Raw genomic sequence first — 19,842 nt, 5'->3', positions numbered from 1 at the left:
CGATTAATTATTTAAACATTTTTGCACGATCAGCATCTATAGCTTCTAGAACTTGCTTTGGTGTTTTTCCGCCTAAATACAAGTCTTGAACATTTTTTCCAATAACCGATTGATTCCAGAATTGAACGCCGCCTTCAAAATCCAATGCAGTCCCTTCTGGCGAGTTTGTGATAACAGACGCGTAAGCTCTAGTTGTCTTACCCTCGACATCTGTGAAAGAAATAGGACCTAAATCAGGTCTTCCTGCATAATAAACCTCAAGATTTTCCTTCTTTGCTAAGAAATCAAAATATTCTTTCGCCGCATCAATGACTTTAGAGTCTTTATTAATGGAACGAACAATTCCGCCAGCAGACATGGCCCAAGCTTTATTGTCAGCCAAAGGGATAGGAAACATCTCCCATAGATCTGCGTTACTTTCAGGGAATTTGGCTAAAACTTCGTTCTGGAACGTAGAGTAGGTTAGCATCATAGCATATTTACCAGATCCCATTGCATCTACTGAATTTTCCCAAGTTTGTGACAAGAAATCTTTACCTAAATATCCTTTGTCAGCGATTTCTTTCATTTGCGCAAGACCGGTCTCAAGATCCTTTTGGTCTGCGAATTTCGCTGTATTATTATTAAACTGGTCATATATTCCCGAGTTCTTTTTGGCGATCATTGCGCTGAATGCATTCAGCCAAACCTCTTGATGCCACTCTGCTTTTCCCGGCTCGTAGATCGGTGTGATCCCTTGGGATGCAAGCGCCTCGCAAACCTTCAAAAATTGTTCATAAGTCGTTGGAACTTGAAGCCCTGCTTGGTCAAACAAGGACTTATTATAAAGTAATCCCCATCCATCTACCGACCATGTATTTAAAGCAATCACTTTACCATCATAAGTCGTTCCCGCCTTGGCCCAATCTGTGTACCTAGACACCCATGGCTCGTTGGAGAGATCAAGCGCATGTTTGTCTGGCAAAAATTCTTTCATACCGACTCCACTTTGAGTAAGGTATACATCTGGACCTTCTCCTGTAGCAAATTTGGCCTTCAAAACATTGGAATACTGATCATCTGGTGAAATAGAGAACTCAATCGTATTTCCTGTTTCAGCTTTGAACTGCTCGGCAAGTTGTTTGTCAATGTCTTTCGTCCAGTTGGCAGAAGACGCAATCTTGATAGTTACACCTTTTTTAGGAGCTGCCGTCGCCTCTGCTGTCGTATTTTCAGTAGACTTCGAAGTCGTTATTGTATTTGAGCCCGTAGACCCGCATCCTGCCAGTACAGCTACCAACGCGATAGTTGTAAACATACTGCTTAATACTTTTAATTTGTTTGCTTGCTTCATGTGATCCGACTCCTCCTTTTTATGTTCTGTTTATTTGGGTGGCCGACCTTGTAATTATCATAAATCAACATTCTGATCAGATACATGGATGAATCAGACTTTTGTACGTGGACATTTTTGTCTTGGTGATTCCTGACGCCTATTTACCGATCATGCTCCCTGTACTCTGAGGGACTTTTTCCTGTTGAATTTTTAAATATTCTGCTGAAATAATGTTGGTCTGAATAACCGACAATTTCTCCAATTTTTCCGATATCATACTGAGGGTTTTCTTGCAGCAATCGCTTGGCTTCTTCTATGCGTAATTTGATTAAGTATTTCAAAGGAGTTTCCCCATAAAATTTTTTAAATGATTTTGAAAGGTATGCAGGTGTAAAATGAAATTTTTGTGCTGTATCCTCAATATTAATGAATTCAGTAAAGTTCAATCGAATATAATCAGCTATTTGATCAATTATTTTTTTAGTATCCGATTCCTCATCTTTCTTAATGCTGATCATACGATCAATAATTTCCCAGATATCCTCGAAGATGCTAGGAAAGTCTGGTGCAATCGCAAGCTTTTCGTATAAACCATATTCGAGTCGATAAATTTCTTCTTCAGATAATGTTTCCGTATGCATGTGTAAGTTTCTGATTAATTGATTTGTTGCTGTTTCTAATAATCTTTGCGGGTATTTCAATTGATCCCAGCTTCTAAGCAAGTGAAAAATTTCTTTTTTCAGGAGTGGTTTTTCCCCGGATTGTATAAACGAAACCATTTTGTTGCGAAACAATTGATCAATTAAGATTGGCGCTTTTTTTGCTTGCTTCTCATTTTTCAGAGTAAAGACATTAGATATTCCTAAAACTAATTCGCAATCCAATGTGAATCGAAGAGCCTGAGCTTTCTCCCAAATGTCTCTGCGTTTAATGAGGCATCCGTTATGACATATATTTATTGCAAATGAAGGATTATGATATAAAATTTTCTGTTTAATATCATCTGCAATATTCATAATATCGTCAGGCTGTCTATGATTTGCTGCAATTAATAGGAATTTATGGTTTGGTGTTTTTTCATCGATGATCCACCACTCTTCATGCTCATGTAAAGAGTTTTTGAGAATATCATTTAATGAAAATTCCATCCAATGGTCTTGGAAGATCGTACTTAGCTGCAAGGAAGTTATATGAGGGCATAAGTTACCGATACAAATTAGAAAGAGTAAAAAATTCTCATCCTCAGGAGCCAGCGACTCCGAGATTGCAGGATAACCATAAATATCTGAGGTCAAAATATTTCTTACTAAGTTTGAATTGTTCATATCCAAGCTAATTGTAATATTACTTAAAGTTTCAATTAATGAATTTAAATTCAATGGTTTAAGCAAGTAATCCCGAACACCCATTTTCATGGCTGTTTTTGCATATTCAAATTCAGAATGACCGCTCAGTATGACTATATGAATTTCTGGAAATTCGTTTTTTATTTGTTTAATCAACTCCAACCCATCCATTTTGGGCATTCTGATATCCGTGAACACAACGTCGGTCTGAACAGATTTAATTAAGGCAATCGCTTCTACCCCGTTGGAGGCTGTACCTACTACTTCGAAATGGAGATTGGAATCAACAATTTTTTGTACGATGTTTCTACGAATCTTCGGTTCATCCTCAACAACAACAACACGATACTTAGATGTCTTCAGCAATTTACATCCCCCTCGTAGTTAATGCTAATCGAAACAACGGCCCCACCCTCGGGATGATTGCCTAGCTGAAATATCAATTTATTTCCGAATAAAAGTCTTAACCTGATATAAATGTTCAATAATCCCATACCGTTAATTTTTAATGCGGGTATTCTCTCTAATGGATCTGTATTCTCGAATTGCTCCATGAAATAAGCGATCTCACTCTCCTTGAAACCTTGACCGTTGTCACGAATCTTAAGTTCCCATTTGTCCAGGTAACATGTGCCTGAAACGGTAATGATCCAAGGAGGATCTACATTAATGCCATATTTCATGCTATTTTCGACTAAAGGCTGAAGGATTAATTTTGGGAATGCGAGATCCAGCAGTTTTTCAGACACTTCGATATGAAACATAAGTTGATCTTCAAACCTTAATTTCATAAGCTTCAAATAATTCAAGGTATGCTCGATCTCATCCTTTAACCTCACGGGAGTGGCATGTTCGGAAGATATGTAACGCAGCATTACGGAAAGACTTTCACATACCTCAACGATTGACTGTTGGCCATTTTCTTCCGCCATAACACTAACATTAGTAATGGTGTTGTAAAGGAAATGAGGATTCATTTGCGCTTGTAATGCGAACATTCGGGCCTCAAGTTCGTGAGCACGTGAAGATATAGCCTCTTGCAAAGATTCTTGCAGCCTCAAACGCATTTCTTGAAAAGAATAGTTTAATTGCTCGATTTCATTAAGATTACTTGCAATCGTCGAAGAAAATTTGGGTGAAAGGGAAGATAAATCTAGGCTCCTTATCGATCTATGCATTTTTTTTATCGGGTTAGTCAAAGTCCTGGATACATAATAAGAAATAAGTAATGTAATTAATATTGTAAAGAAGCCAGCAATGAGCATAACATTCCTAAAGGCCATTACCGGTTTAAGCATTGAATTCTTGGACTCGACAGCTATCACTGTCCACCCTGAAAAAGAAGAATAGTTGTAAGCCAACATATCCTCACTATTGGTATTTGTATTTAGAACTGAAAAAGTAGCATTATTATTCGCAGAGTTATTTATGTATTTCCAGTATAGTTCAGCAGATTGATTTTTCTCGGAGGGATAAACTAATTGTGCATCCTGATTCAAAACATAGACTTTGATTTCTTTACTTATTTTTGAATCCGGTTTGACCAAAGCATTCTCAATAATATTCGTAAAAAGTCGATAGTCTTGTTGAATTTCAAGTATACTTGTTTCTTTTGAACCCCAGGTTGGGGCAAACGCTCTGCTTAAAGAAATGACCGCACGTTGCTTCAAACCCCAATCATCGTTATGCGGAAGTGATATCAGTTTATTTCCTTTTTTATCAAATGTATTTTTTACCCATTGGACATTAGCAATTTTGTCGGGCGAAATGATCGAGAATACAGAATTATCACCAATGCTGGCAAATTCGCCGGACATTCGGAACATATTGATTCGTGAGACATTTTTGTCATAACCCATGATTGAGAACAAGATATCATTGAATTGGCGTTGTTGGTCTATGGTGGATTTGGTTAATTGGAACATATCGGAAAAGAAAAGGTGGTTAAGCGACTTCGAAAATAAAATTTTTTCTGAAGAGGAGTTCATCATTTTAAGTTGTGAATCAAATTCAGCTGAAATATGGCTTGTGATTTGATATAAAGATTCGGAAGCTTTCGCTTCTAATATTTTTGATATGTAAATATAAAAAACTAGAACAAATGCGATTACAACACCAATGATTAATAAAGAGAAGCTAAAGAACAGTTTTGATTGAATGGTTCTGGATTTAAACATATGCAAATCCTTTCAAAACGAATTTTTATAAAGCTCCTTCAATCGTATTAGGTATTGAAATGTTTCTTTAGATGTCTCCTCTAAAATTCATGTAGGAATGATTATAAACTTTCATACTAGAATAAGAAACAATGAAAACTATAAAAAACTACAATTTCTTCATAAATCTTCTTTATCATTTCAATAAAAAGCTAATTAGAAGACAAATAGACACATATTAACAACACAAAAAAACAGATGGCTAGACAGGCACATTACCTAGTCCAACCATCTGCACGTATCAAGATTACCGCTTCCGCTCTCTTGCTTCTGATTTATTTTATTGTAAGATCGCCTTGGCTACAATAGCCAGATCCTCTATATCAACCTTACCGTCTTTATTGACATCTGCTTTCACATTCCAGCCCGCTTGACCTGGTTGTGTGCCATATGCTGCAGCTACAATAGCCAAGTCACCAATACGGACTCCTCCACCATTCACATCTGCGTTTATTTTCATGTTTTCAAACGCTTCAATGGCTGATGCTAATGTTGCTCTCGCAGTGTCCACTTGCTCCTGCGTCGCATTCGAGTCGTTTGCTGTCGTAGCTGCTGCATCGATAGCCGCTTGTAATACAGCTTTGGATCCAGCCGCATACAATCCGTCACTATTTCCTTCCACTGCAGCCTCATACGCAGCCTGAGCGCTCGCGATCTTTGCATTCAACTGCGACTTATCCACTGGGATATTAATTTGAACCTCAGTTGAAGCTCCACCAACCGCAAGCTCATCCCCATCTTTGTTAGCAATGAACACATCACTCACAGAGATTGTCGTATTCACTGTATCGGCTGCAGCTTTAGCTGTAAACTTGAATGACAATACATCACCTTGGGCAAGTACGCCTTGCGCTGCAGCTACGCTAGCTGCAACAATTCGGATTTGTCCCGGTACTTCCTCTTTCTTGTCAATAATTTGAAACCCGTCTTTGAGCGATGTAACTGATTCAAACTTCAAAAGTTCCGGATCATAATGAAGCGTCACATCTTGCGCATACATGTGCTGGTATACACTTTGTGTAACACTGCTCAAGCCCATCGTTACATCAAAAGTTTGACTTGGGGCTACCTGCTGTTTGCCAGTTAAAGTAGCTTGAGGCTGTCCAATTGGTCTGAATGTCACACTAATCGTATGATTGCTCGTAACGTTTGTAAATGTGTAGAAATTGCTGGATACCGTTGCAATTGCACCATCTACGGTCACCGTATCAATCATATATCCTGTGTTCGGTGTGATCATGAAGGTAGCATCTGATCCGGATGTTATAGGAACACTGCCACTCTGACTAATCGTACCGTTGCTTCCAGCACTTGATGTGATCGTGTAAACAGGTGGTGCCTTGTCCTGATACGATAAGACATTCACATTATCAACATAAAGGGTATCAGAATTCCCGCCATAAACCGCAGAAGCTATTTTGACAATACCGTCCGTCCCCCCAGCGTTAAATGAGGGCTTCTGATCTAATACTTTAATACCGTCAATGTACACATCATACTTATCTGTAATGGTATTAAAAATAATTTTGACTGTGTACCATGTCCCAGCTGTATAAGACACAGGAACAGGAAAGTCAACCCAAGTGCCATTAGGATTGTAGCCGATTTTACCGTCACTTTTAAACCCTATAAATGCGGCGGTTGCATTTTTGGCATCACTCAAAACAGCAATATAGGCAAATGCATTGGTTTTTTCTGCTCGAACTTTCAGTTCAAAACTACCAGATTCTATCGGATCAAAAATTCTAGTTGCGCTCATTGTTGAGCCACTTGTAGCCGTCCTATTTAATTTCATACTCTTATCTGACGAGCTTGGTACTTCGGCTATTTGAATGGTTCCTCCATTCAGGGCTAGGGTCCAATTCGCCGGAGCGCTTCCGGTTGTTTCCGTATCGAAGTTCTGGAAAGATAACTGTGATGGGGCAATCGGATAGGAGAAAACATCCAAATCATCCACATACATCGTTCCAATGTCATCCTTATCGATACCGCTGCTAAGCTTAACTATTTTTCCACCAGCAGCAATAAAAGGCTCGTCTTTTAATTTCAAAATGTCATCAATATAAAAATCGAACGTATCTGTATCAGAATTAAATACAACTCTAATTTTATACCATGTGCCTGCCGTGTAAGAAACATCGGTATCTTGCCAGCTGTTATTATTCATAAATCCTATCTTCCCATTGCTATTAAATCGAACGGCAACGACGGCCGTATTTACTTCATCAGACAGTAAAGCGATGGTACTATTTGCATTCGTTTGATCTGCTCTTGCTTTTATATCAACACTGCCTGATGTTACAGGAGTGAAGGTTCTAGCAGCGCTCATGGAATTGATACTGGCAACGGTCTTATTGAATTGGAAACCTTTATTGGTTGCAGTTGGTATATCTGCCACCTGAATTGTGCCTCCATTCTGATCCGTTGTCCAGCCAGCCGGACTGCTTCCCGTTGTCTCCCCATTAAAGTTCTGGAAAAGCATCTGTGTTGCTACAGGTTGAGCAGAAGGCGGGACAGGGGGCTTAATATCCGCGTAAGTGCTCTCTAATCCAGCATTATTCATGATCGTTTGCGCTGCAGCTGGCCAATTTCCATTCGTGACGACTGTCGTACCGGAAACGGTAACACCACCACCGTTAGCTGAGATAATAGATGTAGTCGTGTACGTGTTAGTAAGCGTAATATGAGTATCTGAATTACTCGTAAAAAGTCTAGGTGCATTATTAACAACGTTATTCGTGAGATTCCACCAACTGCTAAAATTGTCCGGATATAAAGCACCATATTCGTTATATTGGTTTTGCACATAGTTGTTGGCAATCGTGCCTAGATTCGATGAATCGCCGCCAGTATACCCAATAGTATAAATCCCTCCACCATCGCGCAATACCGACATTAAATCATGGACATAGTTATATTGGATGTTTGTATTTTTATGGATGGATGACTTTATGGTCCCGTCGGAATGCCAGCCAATGTGCATGCCCGAATAAGGAACGTTCGCAATCTCATTATGCAAAATATCCATATCCTGCGGTAAGCTGGCACCTATGGCAGTTGAAGAGAAATACTCCGCTCCGATATTTGTAAAGTAACAATTCGTCACATCATTATTTCGCAGCATGACACGACTATCAGTACTATTAAAGTAGTTTTCCGTGCCCACTATATAAATCCCTGTGTAATCCCCAATTTGTATCCCGTTACCCGAAATGTCGGAGAATTTCGAACCAATAACTGGACTGTCCTGGGATCCTGTATACATGTTTAGCCCGGTACCGCCAAGATGCTCGAAAATATCTCGTTCGAACTTGATCGATTGAGCGTATTTTAAATTGACGGCCGCTTTGATGATGCTGTCGATTCTTACCTGACCATCAAAATCTTGCCTTACATTGTTCTGTACATCAGGATGTCCTAGATTACTGCTTGCCCTTAATTCGGTTGCATAGGAAAAGGTAATCCCATAGAATTGGATGTTGCTTGCTTTATGATCCAGATCACTTCCCTGTACGCGTACCAATTCTTCCAATACAGGTGCGACCACGGATGCTATCGACAAATTTTCTCCAGATCTTGGCTTATAGTAGATTGTGTCCGTAGCGCGGTTCATATACCATTCGCCTTCGGTATCCAGAAGCTCGTAAGCGTTTTCGACATACCAGGGAAGAGCACTGGGATTTTGCCCTCCGTCTACGGAAGTGTTGGGGCCTTTATTGGTCACAGATGTCCATCCGGGCTGCTTAAAGGCAATTGTCGTTGTCGTTCCATTATTCGTAATGCTGCTGACGCCGATTCTTGGAGCTGTCCATCCACTCTTGTAGACAAACTCAATGTCGCTCGGATTGCCCCATTGATCCATCGGAATCGAGCTATTGGCATAAACAGAACCCGTTGCCGTGTAACCGGTCGATTTCACGAAAGTAAGTGGCGATGGAATTCCAGTGCTTTTCGCTCGCGTAGCTCGTTTGCCGTTGACAAACAGCTGCCGCGTCTCAATATCGCCTGCATTTGCGCTGTAAATATTTTTACTTGCATCATACAACGTCCAGCTGGTAATCGACTTGCCGCCGCTGATGACCGGCTTTTCGCCATTATAGGCTTTGTAAATGATGTTATGACCATTGGTTCCGGAGTCCGCATCGGTGAAGTTCAAGGTGTTCGTTAGCGTGTATGTGCCGCCTCTCAGCTGCACTTCAATATCGTCAGTCATGCTGCTGTTGATTGTCCGCACAACGTCTCTGGCATGCTCGATCGATCGGAATGCGCTAGAAGTTGACGTACCGTCGTTCGTATCCAGACCGTTCACAGGGTCGACAAAGTAAGTTGCTTGGCTCGCCGCGTGAGCGGCAGGAGCCGGCATAGCCGCAGCCGCCCATACAATCAAGCTTAGACTGCACAAACACGCGAGCGCTTTTTTTACATAATTATTATTTTTTTCAATCATGCTTGTTCCTCCCAAATTAGTTAGTAGTAGACTGACCAAGATGCAAGTCCCTAAGCTGAATCGCTCAACTCCCCTCTACATTCGTCAGAAAAATTTAAACGCTTTAATTGTTTGCAAAAAGCAAAGGGAACCGATAATATCTATCAATTCCCTTTGCGTTCTCTTTGATGTTGTTAACCTTATTTCTTCAATTGTGCATACAGCTCATTTGCTTCTTTCTCCAATTGCTCGCCGCCTTGTGCATTCCACTGCTTCACGAAATCATCAAAAGCAGACACGGGCTTCGCGCCGGAAACGATCGAAGCGAACGTTTCAATTTTCAAATTCATTAGATCATTCCAATATTTTCCTGAAGAAGGCAATACGTCTGGTTTACCGAACAAGTCAACTTTAGGCATGTTGAATGCCTCTGCCAATTGAAGATTTGCAACAGCCCATTTGTCCGAAACTTCGGCAGCGAATTGACGAGTGAACGGATTAAAGGAAGCGCCGTCACCAAGCCCCATACCAAAGCGCTTATCTAGGTTATCGTTAGGCGCCAGCAACTTGGCTCCGCCTTCTTGCTTCTTAGCAGCGTCAATGTAATCCCAGTCAGTACCTTGTTTACCCAGTGCCAAATCCATGAAGCCTTGATCGCTCATGTTGACCGTTTCAAGAATCTCCATAATCTTCTTCATTTTCTCTGGTTGCTTCTCAAGCTGTTTACCGAAAGCAATGATATTGCCGGCAGCTCCCCACGCCCAGTCACCTTGGCCTCCTGGTCCTATAGGCAGCGGCGCAATCTCAATTTTCGCGTCTGGATTTATTTTCTTCGCCAAACTGATCCCAGAGGTTGCGATGCTTTCGTCCGTATCGTTCCCTGGACCGTAGTCATAGTAAGCAAGCTTGCCTGCAATAAATTTCTCTCTGTAATCTTTGCCCGTTACAAAGTCTGGATCCACGTAACCCTTCTCATACCAATCTGCCAACGTCGTTAAAGCCGCTTTAACCTCCGGCTGAACAATGCTGTTCACGACCTTGCCATCCTTCAGCATCCATTGCGGAGGGTTTACGCCGTAAGCTCCGAAAACTTGCTTGAACAAGGCAAACCAGTGACTACCTGACGTCCCGGCGGAGATACCATAGACGTCGATTTTCTTCAGCGCTTCGAACGCAATTGTCATTTCATCAATCGTTGTCGGAATTTTATCAATGCCCGCTTTTTCCAGTAAATCTGTTCGCCACTCTGCTTTCGCATTAAAGCGTCCACTTGGATAGAATGTCGTGATACCGTAATTTTTACCGTCAGCTAGCGAATAGAACCAGCCTTGCGGTGCATCTTTATCAAGCGCTGCCTTATACTTTGGCATCATTTCCGCAATTGTGTCTACTGGTACTTCTGCCAGCAAACCTTGAGAAGCGTACTTCTGTAAGCCCACTGGGTCGAGCACCATCATGACGTCTGGAATATCGCCGCCACCGAGTGTAACCTGCTGCTTCTGGGCATAATCAGCCGAAGAAATCATATATGGTTTAATTTTAATGTTGAACTTCTCTTCCAGATACTTCTGACCGTAAGAGTTTTCCTCTGTCAATTGCGGAACCATCCAACTAATCGTTAGCGGCTGATCAGGTGTTGCTGATGCAGTTGGCTGATTGCTTGCTTGAGTCGAAGCGGCTGGTGTGTCGGCCGACTTTCCACAGCCCGTTAGGACTAGTGAGGATAAGAATAAAGCGCTAACACATACTGTTACTGTCTTTACAAATACTTTTTTCATTCAATGACCTCCTCAGTGTATTTGCATTTCTATTATTATGAAGGATTCCTTTGAATTAAGGAAATTCTCATAACCGAAGTAACTTGAATTTGCTTTCTCCATTTAGCCTTTGACGGAACCAAGCATGATACCTTTAACAAAGTATCGCTGCAGGAATGGATAGACGAGCAAGATTGGAAGTGTAACAACGATAATCGTTGCTGATTTTAATGTGACAGATGTGTATAATTGAACCTCTCTTGCAGGGTCAATCAGAAGTGATGTATTAGAGTCGTTCAGCACCGTTCTGCGAAGAAACATCTGAACCACCTCATACTTAGGTCCTGTTGTATAGATCATGGCATCGAACCAAGCGTTCCAATGGAACACTGCGGCCCATAATCCAATAACAGCAATTACAGGTGTGGATAATGGCAATACAATTCGTGAGAAAATAGTAAACTCACTTGCACCATCAATCTTCGCTGATTCAAGCAGCTCTGAATGAATCGATTGCATAAAGTTGCGCATGACCATGACGTTAAAACCACCCACGGCTGGAGGCAAAATTAGCGCCCATATCGAATTGATCAAACCTAAGTTTTTAACCAAGAGATAGGTCGGAATTAACCCGCCGTTAAACATTAGACTTATGACCAGTAATACGGAGAAGAATTTGCGATGCGGAAATGTGCGAATCGATAAGGGATAAGCCATCATTGCCGTAAGTAATACGAGTATGATTGAACCGAATACCGTTCTCAAGATCGTATTCCCGTACGCTCGGTACACATCCGGATTGCTAAGTATTTTCTTAATCGGTTCAAAGTTAAGCTCTGTCGGGAAAAAATGTAATCCCGGTAAGTTCGCTGTATGCGGCGAGCTTAAGGAATACGTCAATACGTTCATTAACGGGTATATCGTGCTAAGTGCGAGCAACAATAAGAAGCACGTATTGACAACATCAAATAGCTTCTCTCCGGCTGTTCTGCGAATCATATGCATACCTCCTACCATAGACCTTGATCTTTATCATAGAGTTTAACTAATCGATTAGCCGTAAGTACTAATATGAAACCGACTATCGCTGTGAAAAATCCCGCAGCTGTTCCTAGCTCATAATCCATCGCCACAAGCTTACGCAGCACGTAGGTATCGAGAATGTCCGCAACTTCCATTGTCGGCGCTGTGGTCAAATTATAAATTTGATCAAAGCCTACATTCAGAAAGTTTCCGATGCTAAGCAGCAGCATGGTAATGATGGTTGGAATCAGCGAAGGTATCGTAATATGTCTTACTTTATGCCATCGACTGGCTCCATCGACAATCGCAGCTTCATACAAAGTGGGGTCAATTCCTGCCAATGCCGCGAAATAGATAATCGAGCTCCAACCTACAGTTGCCCAAATATCCGAGAGAACGACGATACCGTAAAATTTGTGCGGATCGGAAACCCAGTTAATAGGTTCGAAGCCGAGCATCTTTACGATTTCATTCATCGCCCCGTCTGCACTTAGAAATGTAAAGAGCAAACTTGCGAGAATGACCCATGAGAAAAAATGCGGTAAATACGTCACTGTCTGGATCGTTCGTCTGAACCACGATTTGCGTACCTCATTTAATAACAAGGCTAGTACAATCGGTGCTGGGAACACGAATACATACTTTAGAATCGCAATGACTGCGGTATTCCTTAGAGCTGAAACAAAACCCGGGCCGTTAATCAACTGTTTATAATGATCCAAACCAGCCCACGGACTTGCCCAAATGCCTTCCAGAATTTTGTAATCTTTGAAAGCGAGCAGTAATCCGTAAATTGGCACGTATCGAAATAAAAGAAATACCAGAAACCCCGGAAGGAACATGAAGATCAATGCTCTGTGTGTTTTGTAAGATTTCAGCAGTTCGCTCATATCGTTCCCTCCCTCCTTTCGTTTGTTTGATCTGCCATCACTTTAACGTCTGTATCCATTTCAAAGCAATTACCATTAATTCGTATAGGTATGAAATGGACTTTTGCAATGAATTCCTGACCGTTTGGTCATCATTTCAATTCGATTATCATTTTTTCGAAACGCTTTCATAACGTTTGACATAGATGTTCATTTACATAAACGGCAGTCGGCTCACATCATACCCGGTAATGGCAAGCTTCTCATTCGCTAGCGCCCGCCCGTTCACCTCCATATAGCGGATTCCCTCGCTGATCGGGCTGTATTCACAAGCGAGTGTTACACATTCCGACTGGAACGTTGTACGTCTCAGCACTGTACGGCGAGAATGTGGGCTTGACGAGTTTTTGTCTTCAATCTGCGCTTGACCCGCCTTCTCACGAAACGCTTCAAAGCCCCCTGACTCGTCTTCGCTGGAAACTTGAACGACGAAGCCGTTGCCCGTTAACACGAATGTTTTCGGATCAAAATCCCGGGCCTCTCCTTCGTAGTTGTAGAAGGACAACGCCAGATAACCATTCACTCGTTCTACGCGGACAGCCGCCTGTCTGCCATGATTGGTAAGCAGCAGCGGATGAAACGCCATGTATAAGGCGCCGTCTTTGACATAGACTGGACAAGGCTCCAGACTTTCTCCCGTCAACTCTTCCAGCTTCCGATCGCCAAGCCAGATTTCGTCAGGCTCGCTGTATGGGCATGGCATAAGGACAGTCAACTTCAGGCTCGTCACCTGCAATCGGCCAAACCGCTTCGGCTTATAAAGCACCATAGCTGTCTGCTTGTGCTGGAAAGCCAACTTCCGCCCTTCATCCCACATGTGATAATCCCCTGCAGATGTCGACATCCGCTCATACTCGTTCGTCTGCCCAGGCTTCTTCTCGTTCACAATGTACTTGGAGTACACAGCCCGAGCATTGCGAAGAGAAGTTTCCTTTGAAGGATCGCGACGCAACAGAAGTTGAAAGGAATTCGTATGATCTCCGTTATGAAACTCATGCGTCGCTGTGCCCAACGCATAATCCTCTGTCATATAAGTCGTATTCGAGCCGACGCCTGCGGGATACTCAACCAAGTCCGCCGACAAGACGGGATCGTGATCAGATGGCAAGGCATGGTCGTCCGATGAAGAAGAAAATTCGGACGTGCCTGTTACTTCATAAGGATAGCTCTTGCTCAGCGCATGCTGAACAAGCTCTTCCGGGCAATGGTAGGTCGTACACATCATAGCGGCTACCGCCATGTGTTCAAACGTCATATGAAGGTGAAGCTGATATCCTGATTCTGCATCCCGAGAAGCAAATATCGTATTGAACGGATTGACGGTCAGCAGGTCGCCAAGTACGGCGTAGATCTCAGCATGCACCCGATGTCCCACCGAATCAATGGTGTAAGCGCGTGTATACGGTCCGGCAACTTGCGAAGTAGGGAAATGCAAACGCGCCAATTGATCGGCCCACAGTCGCTCCTCGCATTGCAGTGCAATCTGTCTCAGTTCCGCATCCTCCAGATGCTCGGCCAAACTAGCCAATGTTTCGATTTGAATTCCCGTATAGGTAGGACTGTTGTACTCACTGACGAAGCCTCTGCGCATCAGCATACTCTTCAATTGATGCAAGCGCTTCACACCGATAGCGTAAATATCAGGTCGCGATAGAAGCTTGCCGCCGAGCAGCGCAGCGTAGGTGCTCATGCAAGGGAAATTGTCATTGACGCCGACAAAGTCCATTTCTTCTATGGCGCATTCGTCGATTGACTCCTCCAGGTAAATGATCAGCCTCTGTCTAGCTCCCGCGGTCAATCGATCGCCATATTTCATCATAATTTGTATCGCAATCTTTGGCGCAAAGTGACAGTGATGATAGTTGCTAGTTTCAATAATGGTATTCCCCGTCGCGCGAGCGTGCTCTGAGCCTTCAGCCAGGAACGTATACCCAAACCACAGTCGCTCCCGAATAGCGAAAACCGTGTCAGGTCCTGTATACTCGCCTTCCGAATTGAAATCTTGCAAATGATAGCGGACGAGCAGACCTAGAATCTGGTCCGCTCTCTCCTTTTGTCCTTGTAAGTCATAATATGCCTTTTCCATGTATACACCTTCCTCTATCAATTAACAGACGTAAGCGCGGGATTATTATCTGCTTTAATGCTCCAAACCTTCGATTAACATAAGCAGAGTCATGGATTGGCCGTAAGGCATCGGGCAAATTGGAATATCACGATACGCTTGCAGCGTGCGCCCCATCCCCGTGCCGTAGGAAACGCCGTTCACGACGCCTTCAGCATCAATTTGAGATACGACAGCGGCATACGCTTTGGAGCCGACTTCTCTGTAGGACTCAGACAGGTAGCCCTTTCTGACCGCCTTCAAGATGCCGTAGGCAAAAGCAGCCGTGGCCGATGTTTCCGTATAGGAGTTCGGATCGTCGAGAAGCGTGTACCACATGCCGTCGGCAGCCTGCAATTCGGCAAGCTTCGCCGCTTGCTGCTCCAATGCGGAGAGAAGCAGACGCTCCACTGGCTTCGGAAGCTCAACCATTTCCAAATAATCAACAAGCCCTGCCGTGTACCAGGAATTACCGCGCGCCCACAGAGCTTCGGCAAAGTGATGACGGCCGTTAAAAGTCCAACCGTGGAACAGCAGTCCTGTGCGGCGGTCGGTCAAATATTTGAGATGCATCAGGAATTGATACACACTTTCGTCGATAAAAGATTGCTCATTCAGCAGCAGCCCCATGCGGCAAACGAACAGCACGGTCATGTATAGCGTATCGTCCCAGACTTCGCCTTCATTCAACTGACCTGAGACAACGTGCTGTATGCCGCCTTCTTCCGTTCTTGGCATTTCCTTCACCGCATATTCAGCCCATTCACGGCAGAGCGCCATGTAGTCTTCACGCCCTGTTTCCTCGGCGAGGAAGCTTAGTGTCAGCATCGGGCACATCGTATTGACATTTTTGGAAGGAAGGCCTTCGGCAATTCTGCGATCAAACCAGTCGATTAAATACTGCTTGATATCTTGTCTGGTTGTCTTGCGATAATATAAGTAGAGTGAGAATAAACCTACACCCTGCGGCCACTCCCAGTTCTCCATGGAAATAATGCCGATCGGGCACGTTTCTTCTACAGCGCCGCCTTGTAAATGCTTGAGCTGCCCAATTACTTTCTCAATAAGTGCGTGCGTTTCCATTTTGTTAAGTTCAATTGTTGTATGCATTACGCTTCACCGCTTTCTATTTTATGAGGGTCGACTACAAGCTCTGCCAGCTTCGTGTCTCCTTCAAACAATGCTGTACTCCTGATTTCCATATAGCATTCGCGAGGTACCTCCCCTTACTGCTCCCACATTTCCCGCCAAACCTGTTCTGTTAGGATGTTCATGTTCAGGTTTCCCCGCTCCAATCCTATTTTTATTTCTTCATGCTGCATCTGGTTTAAATTTAGCCCCGCATGCGATTGGATTACAATTAGCAATATTTCGTCTTCAACATGGTAAAAAAAAGCAGGAGAGCTCTAAGCCCTCCATGCGATTGCGAAGCAATTATCAATTTTTCGGTCATAAAACGATCAATGATTTTTCACATATTCAAAAAAAATGAAATCCGCGTAACCATTTTTACCTGAGAGATCTTGGCAGCACATTCCTACAAAAGCACCGGTATAACGTCCCTCGTTCTTTCCTCTCCGATGATCGAACACCATATTCACCAGCCACTTACAAACGTTCATTATTTTACGAGAGTCTTTTCCAAGATTATGGAAATAACACCAAGAAGATTTATAGATAAATTCAACAAGAAGTAAGTGTCAGACCTCATTGTAATATTTTATAATTTCCTGCCTGCCATAACTAACAGTCATCATATACCAATCCATTAGTTCACCGAAAAAGAAAAGCGTGGCGCAAAAAAGCGGATAGAAGTCATACGACTCCTATCCGCTTTTGCCAATGTATGAACTTATCGCATATTGCTACCCCTGCCACCATTATTCTTTCTAGATTTCACAAACCAAGAGTCTGGCATGATGTGTACGAATTTCTACCGTTATTTTCTCAGTATGATAACCAAATTCCTCATCTGTCCAGAAATCATAAACGAAACAGGGCTGTGGCAATGTTACTTCCATGGTTTCAGCTGTTTCTTCGTAGTTAAACAATGCAATCAATTGCTTAGTGCCTAAATTGATTCTACCGACTTTGAAGCTTCTATCATCAAATTTTGCAGGTACATTCGTTGGAATAATCAGTTTCCGAAGAATGGCTTTTGTTTTATTTGATTGTAATTGTAAGTCGTCTCCTGACAGAACCATTCCACCAGAGCAATAAATATGGGTTGCATGAAACAGAAATTCATCCGCCGTAAACTGACTTTCTCGAATTATACTAATTCCGTCGGGTCCGACTTGATTATTTGCACTATTTTCTAACAAAACGCAATCCGGATCATTGACCCACAATTGATTATGCTGCCAATTACGCCAAAAGCACTCTTTAGAATTCTTTTTAAATTTACTCCATGTGTATGCCGTATCATCTGAGATTCTCATGCCATGAACCACTCCAAGAGATGGCCACATAGGAGCATTGCAACCAAGAATAAAGCTATCGGCTCCTGCCCCTGCTAGTATGGCCTTCATCCCTTCACGATAAGCCTCCACCCTTGTTGTATTTGGCTTATAATATAAACCGCCATGCAAAGCGCCCCACATATTCGCATCCAATTTAAAAAATTTACTGCCCCACTCTTCCCTCATCGTCTTAAATACGTGTGTTAGATATTGCTGCGCTTCTGGATGAGTTCCATCCAACATGTACCAAGGACCATTTCGCCAGCCGCCAAAAGACACAGTATCAGAAGGAAGTGGACTACCATTGGTGTCTTTAATAAACCAATTCGGATGATTTTTGAATAAATCGGATTCTTTCTCAGCGATAAAGGGAGCTACCCAAATGGCTGGCTCAAGCCCCCTGTCTAAGATCGAATGACAAAGTGCTTTCATATCTTTAAAAGCTGGACCAGCAGTTAACCAATCCCCCATATGGGCTTGATAGCCATCATCAATTAGAACATATTTGAGCTCTGGATACTCCGCAGCCATCGTATCCATATTAGTAACAATATCTTCCTCTTTCACTCCGGGGCCATACCAATACCAGGAGCACCAGCCTGTTGGCGTTTCCTCTACTTCTAAAAGAAGATGATGAATGCGAATAGCCTCAGCTGCTTGTTCGAAGAGTGTATTATGATCCGGCCCCTGGAAAATTGCGAAATGTTCTAGAACCCAGGTTTCCCCAGCCTCCAGTCGCAATCCATCTGTTACAAGTACAATTTCCACAGTTCCTTGTCCAAAACGGATCTCTCCGTTAAAACGATTGCAAGATGTAAAGGCCATAAGGATGTTGTCGGCATTCTTTGGCGAGAGTAAGGCAAGATTATAAACGGTGTTGAAGCCTTCAGCTTGAGGAATTTTGTAATGATCGCGATCACTATACCCCGTAATGGTATTAAAGCTTTCTAGCGTACCGACGTATTGCGAGAGCTTGCTGTAGCCTTCACCATATAAGGGAGTACTGCTATCGAAAGGCAAATCTCTCTGAAACAGTACAATTTCTTTAATGTTATAGCTTGCCCCTCCATGGTTGATCAGCATTGAAGCGCAGCTGTCTTCGTTCCATTGCTTTTTCAATTCAATATGTTCAGGGGCAACCATCTGTTCCCCCATCAACCTTACAAACCCTTTCGCTTGCTTCAGATGAAACTTAAAGTCATTCATTGTCTAAACCTCCGATTTAAGAGTTAGTGTCTCCATCATCTTACAAAAAATAGGTGAATCTGGCTTTGGTATATGCTATACTTTTTGCACGATTCGAGGACAAGATAACGAATTTCCAAGGAGATATATACAAATGTCTGGTCGAACTCACAAGGTATCTTTTCAAGACATCAGATCACGCATCCTAGGTGCTGGCGTGTATCCCTTTCGTTCCAAAGAGAAAGTCGGTCCACGACTTCCCTATGCACATACGTTTACATATATCAAGAGCGGCAAGGGGACCGTTAGGATTGGCGAAACGAACCACCGAGCGGAGCAGCACGACCTGTTCTATATTGAGCCGGGTCTTGTTCATAGTTACGCCGCAGACAGCGAAGAACCGATGGTGCACGCTTCTGTTTACGTCGATCTACTCTGGATCACATCGCCAAAACAAAAAGGCGACAAACGTCTCAACGAGTCCCAGCTTGATGCATACGATCCCGAAATGAGTGCAGCACGGGTCGAAATTATATCAGATGCTCAGCCCCTCATCCCCTGGCCGCCTAATTTGAAAACAAAAGTGCCTGCGCAAGTTGAGTGGCTTGAAGCCTATTTATCTGTTATTCGCAATTTTGATTCCGAAGACTTAACGGCTGCCATCCGGCTGCGCTCAATGTTCGAGACATTTCTAGTTGGATTTGTACATTTCATGGCTCATCCCTTTGAACCAAACGATCTTCGGATACGTAAGATACTTGAATGGATGCCAGCCAATCTAACGGAGGATTTTCAGCCAGCTGTTTGGGCGACTAACTTTAAGATAAGTGAAGCGTATCTTTACGAACTGTTCCGTAAAGAAACCGGTGACAGCCCCCACCAGTACCACATGAATTGTCGACTTAAACAAGCAAAAACCGAGCTTCGCGAGACGAACCTTTCGGTTACACATATCGCTGAGAAACTCGGCTTTTCTTCTGTTCATTATTTTTCGAGGCAATTTTCCAGGCATCTCAACGAATCGCCAAATCAATACCGGAAACGCATTCGTAGTCAGACTTATTAAAAAACCGTCTTTT

The 19,842-nt window shown here is 42.9% G+C and carries 12 protein-coding genes; 1 reads left to right on the top strand and 11 read right to left on the bottom strand.

Annotated features, from left to right (window positions below; all coding sequences use genetic code 11):
* Nucleotides 1-7: 7 nt before the first annotated feature.
* The 11 genes from AC0YN6_RS06465 to AC0YN6_RS06415 all read right to left on the bottom strand — a co-directional run bounded on the left by AC0YN6_RS06465 (nt 8) and on the right by AC0YN6_RS06415 (nt 18,784).
* The gene (locus AC0YN6_RS06465) at nt 8-1,333 is read right to left on the bottom strand and encodes an ABC transporter substrate-binding protein (RefSeq protein ID WP_475745819.1); all 1,326 of its coding nucleotides are present in this window, start codon (nt 1,331-1,333) and stop codon (nt 8-10) included.
* Between the two features lie 143 nt (nt 1,334-1,476).
* Nucleotides 1,477-3,027, bottom strand: a complete 1,551-nt coding sequence (locus tag AC0YN6_RS06460) for a response regulator (protein ID WP_475745818.1) — start codon at nt 3,025-3,027, stop codon at nt 1,477-1,479.
* The gene (locus AC0YN6_RS06455) at nt 3,021-4,838 is read right to left on the bottom strand and encodes a sensor histidine kinase (RefSeq protein ID WP_475745817.1); all 1,818 of its coding nucleotides are present in this window, start codon (nt 4,836-4,838) and stop codon (nt 3,021-3,023) included. The genes AC0YN6_RS06460 and AC0YN6_RS06455 overlap by 7 nt, the downstream gene beginning before the upstream one ends.
* Before the next feature lie 319 nt (nt 4,839-5,157).
* Nucleotides 5,158-9,324 carry a dockerin type I domain-containing protein gene (locus tag AC0YN6_RS06450; RefSeq protein ID WP_475745815.1) on the bottom strand — a complete coding sequence of 1,389 codons (4,167 nt, stop codon included), beginning with the start codon at nt 9,322-9,324 and terminating at the stop codon, nt 5,158-5,160.
* A 179-nt stretch (nt 9,325-9,503) separates the two neighbouring features.
* Complete coding sequence (locus AC0YN6_RS06445; RefSeq protein WP_475745814.1) at nt 9,504-11,081, bottom strand: extracellular solute-binding protein; 1,578 nt, start codon at nt 11,079-11,081, stop codon at nt 9,504-9,506.
* Nucleotides 11,082-11,183: 102 nt separating this feature from the next.
* A complete protein-coding gene (locus tag AC0YN6_RS06440) occupies nt 11,184-12,059 on the bottom strand; it encodes a carbohydrate ABC transporter permease (protein WP_475745812.1) in 876 nt (291 codons plus the stop codon).
* An 11-nt stretch (nt 12,060-12,070) separates the two neighbouring features.
* A complete protein-coding gene (locus AC0YN6_RS06435) occupies nt 12,071-12,973 on the bottom strand; it encodes an ABC transporter permease (RefSeq protein ID WP_475745811.1) in 903 nt (300 codons plus the stop codon).
* Nucleotides 12,974-13,166: 193 nt separating this feature from the next.
* On the bottom strand, nt 13,167-15,098 hold the full coding sequence (locus AC0YN6_RS06430) for a hypothetical protein (RefSeq protein WP_475745810.1): 1,932 nt from the start codon (nt 15,096-15,098) through the stop codon (nt 13,167-13,169).
* A 54-nt stretch (nt 15,099-15,152) separates the two neighbouring features.
* A complete protein-coding gene (bglB, locus tag AC0YN6_RS06425) occupies nt 15,153-16,226 on the bottom strand; it encodes a beta-galactosidase BglB (RefSeq protein ID WP_475745809.1) in 1,074 nt (357 codons plus the stop codon).
* 350 nt (nt 16,227-16,576) lie between these two features.
* Nucleotides 16,577-16,795 (bottom strand): beta-xylosidase family glycoside hydrolase, encoded by a 219-nt coding sequence (locus tag AC0YN6_RS06420; RefSeq protein ID WP_475746285.1) that lies wholly within the window; start codon nt 16,793-16,795, stop codon nt 16,577-16,579.
* A gap of 210 nt (nt 16,796-17,005) precedes the next feature.
* On the bottom strand, nt 17,006-18,784 hold the full coding sequence (locus AC0YN6_RS06415; RefSeq protein WP_475745808.1) for a glycoside hydrolase family 36 protein: 1,779 nt from the start codon (nt 18,782-18,784) through the stop codon (nt 17,006-17,008).
* A 133-nt stretch (nt 18,785-18,917) separates the two neighbouring features.
* Here AC0YN6_RS06415 and AC0YN6_RS06410 point away from each other — a divergent pair, with 133 nt between their 5' ends.
* Nucleotides 18,918-19,829: an AraC family transcriptional regulator gene (locus AC0YN6_RS06410; RefSeq protein ID WP_475745807.1), complete on the top strand. Its 912-nt coding sequence runs from the start codon at nt 18,918-18,920 to the stop codon at nt 19,827-19,829.
* Nucleotides 19,830-19,842: the final 13 nt, after the last annotated feature.

It is taken from the genome of Paenibacillus sp. J22P15, from assembly GCF_056269345.1.
This window is presented reverse-complemented; position numbering and strand designations above follow the sequence as displayed.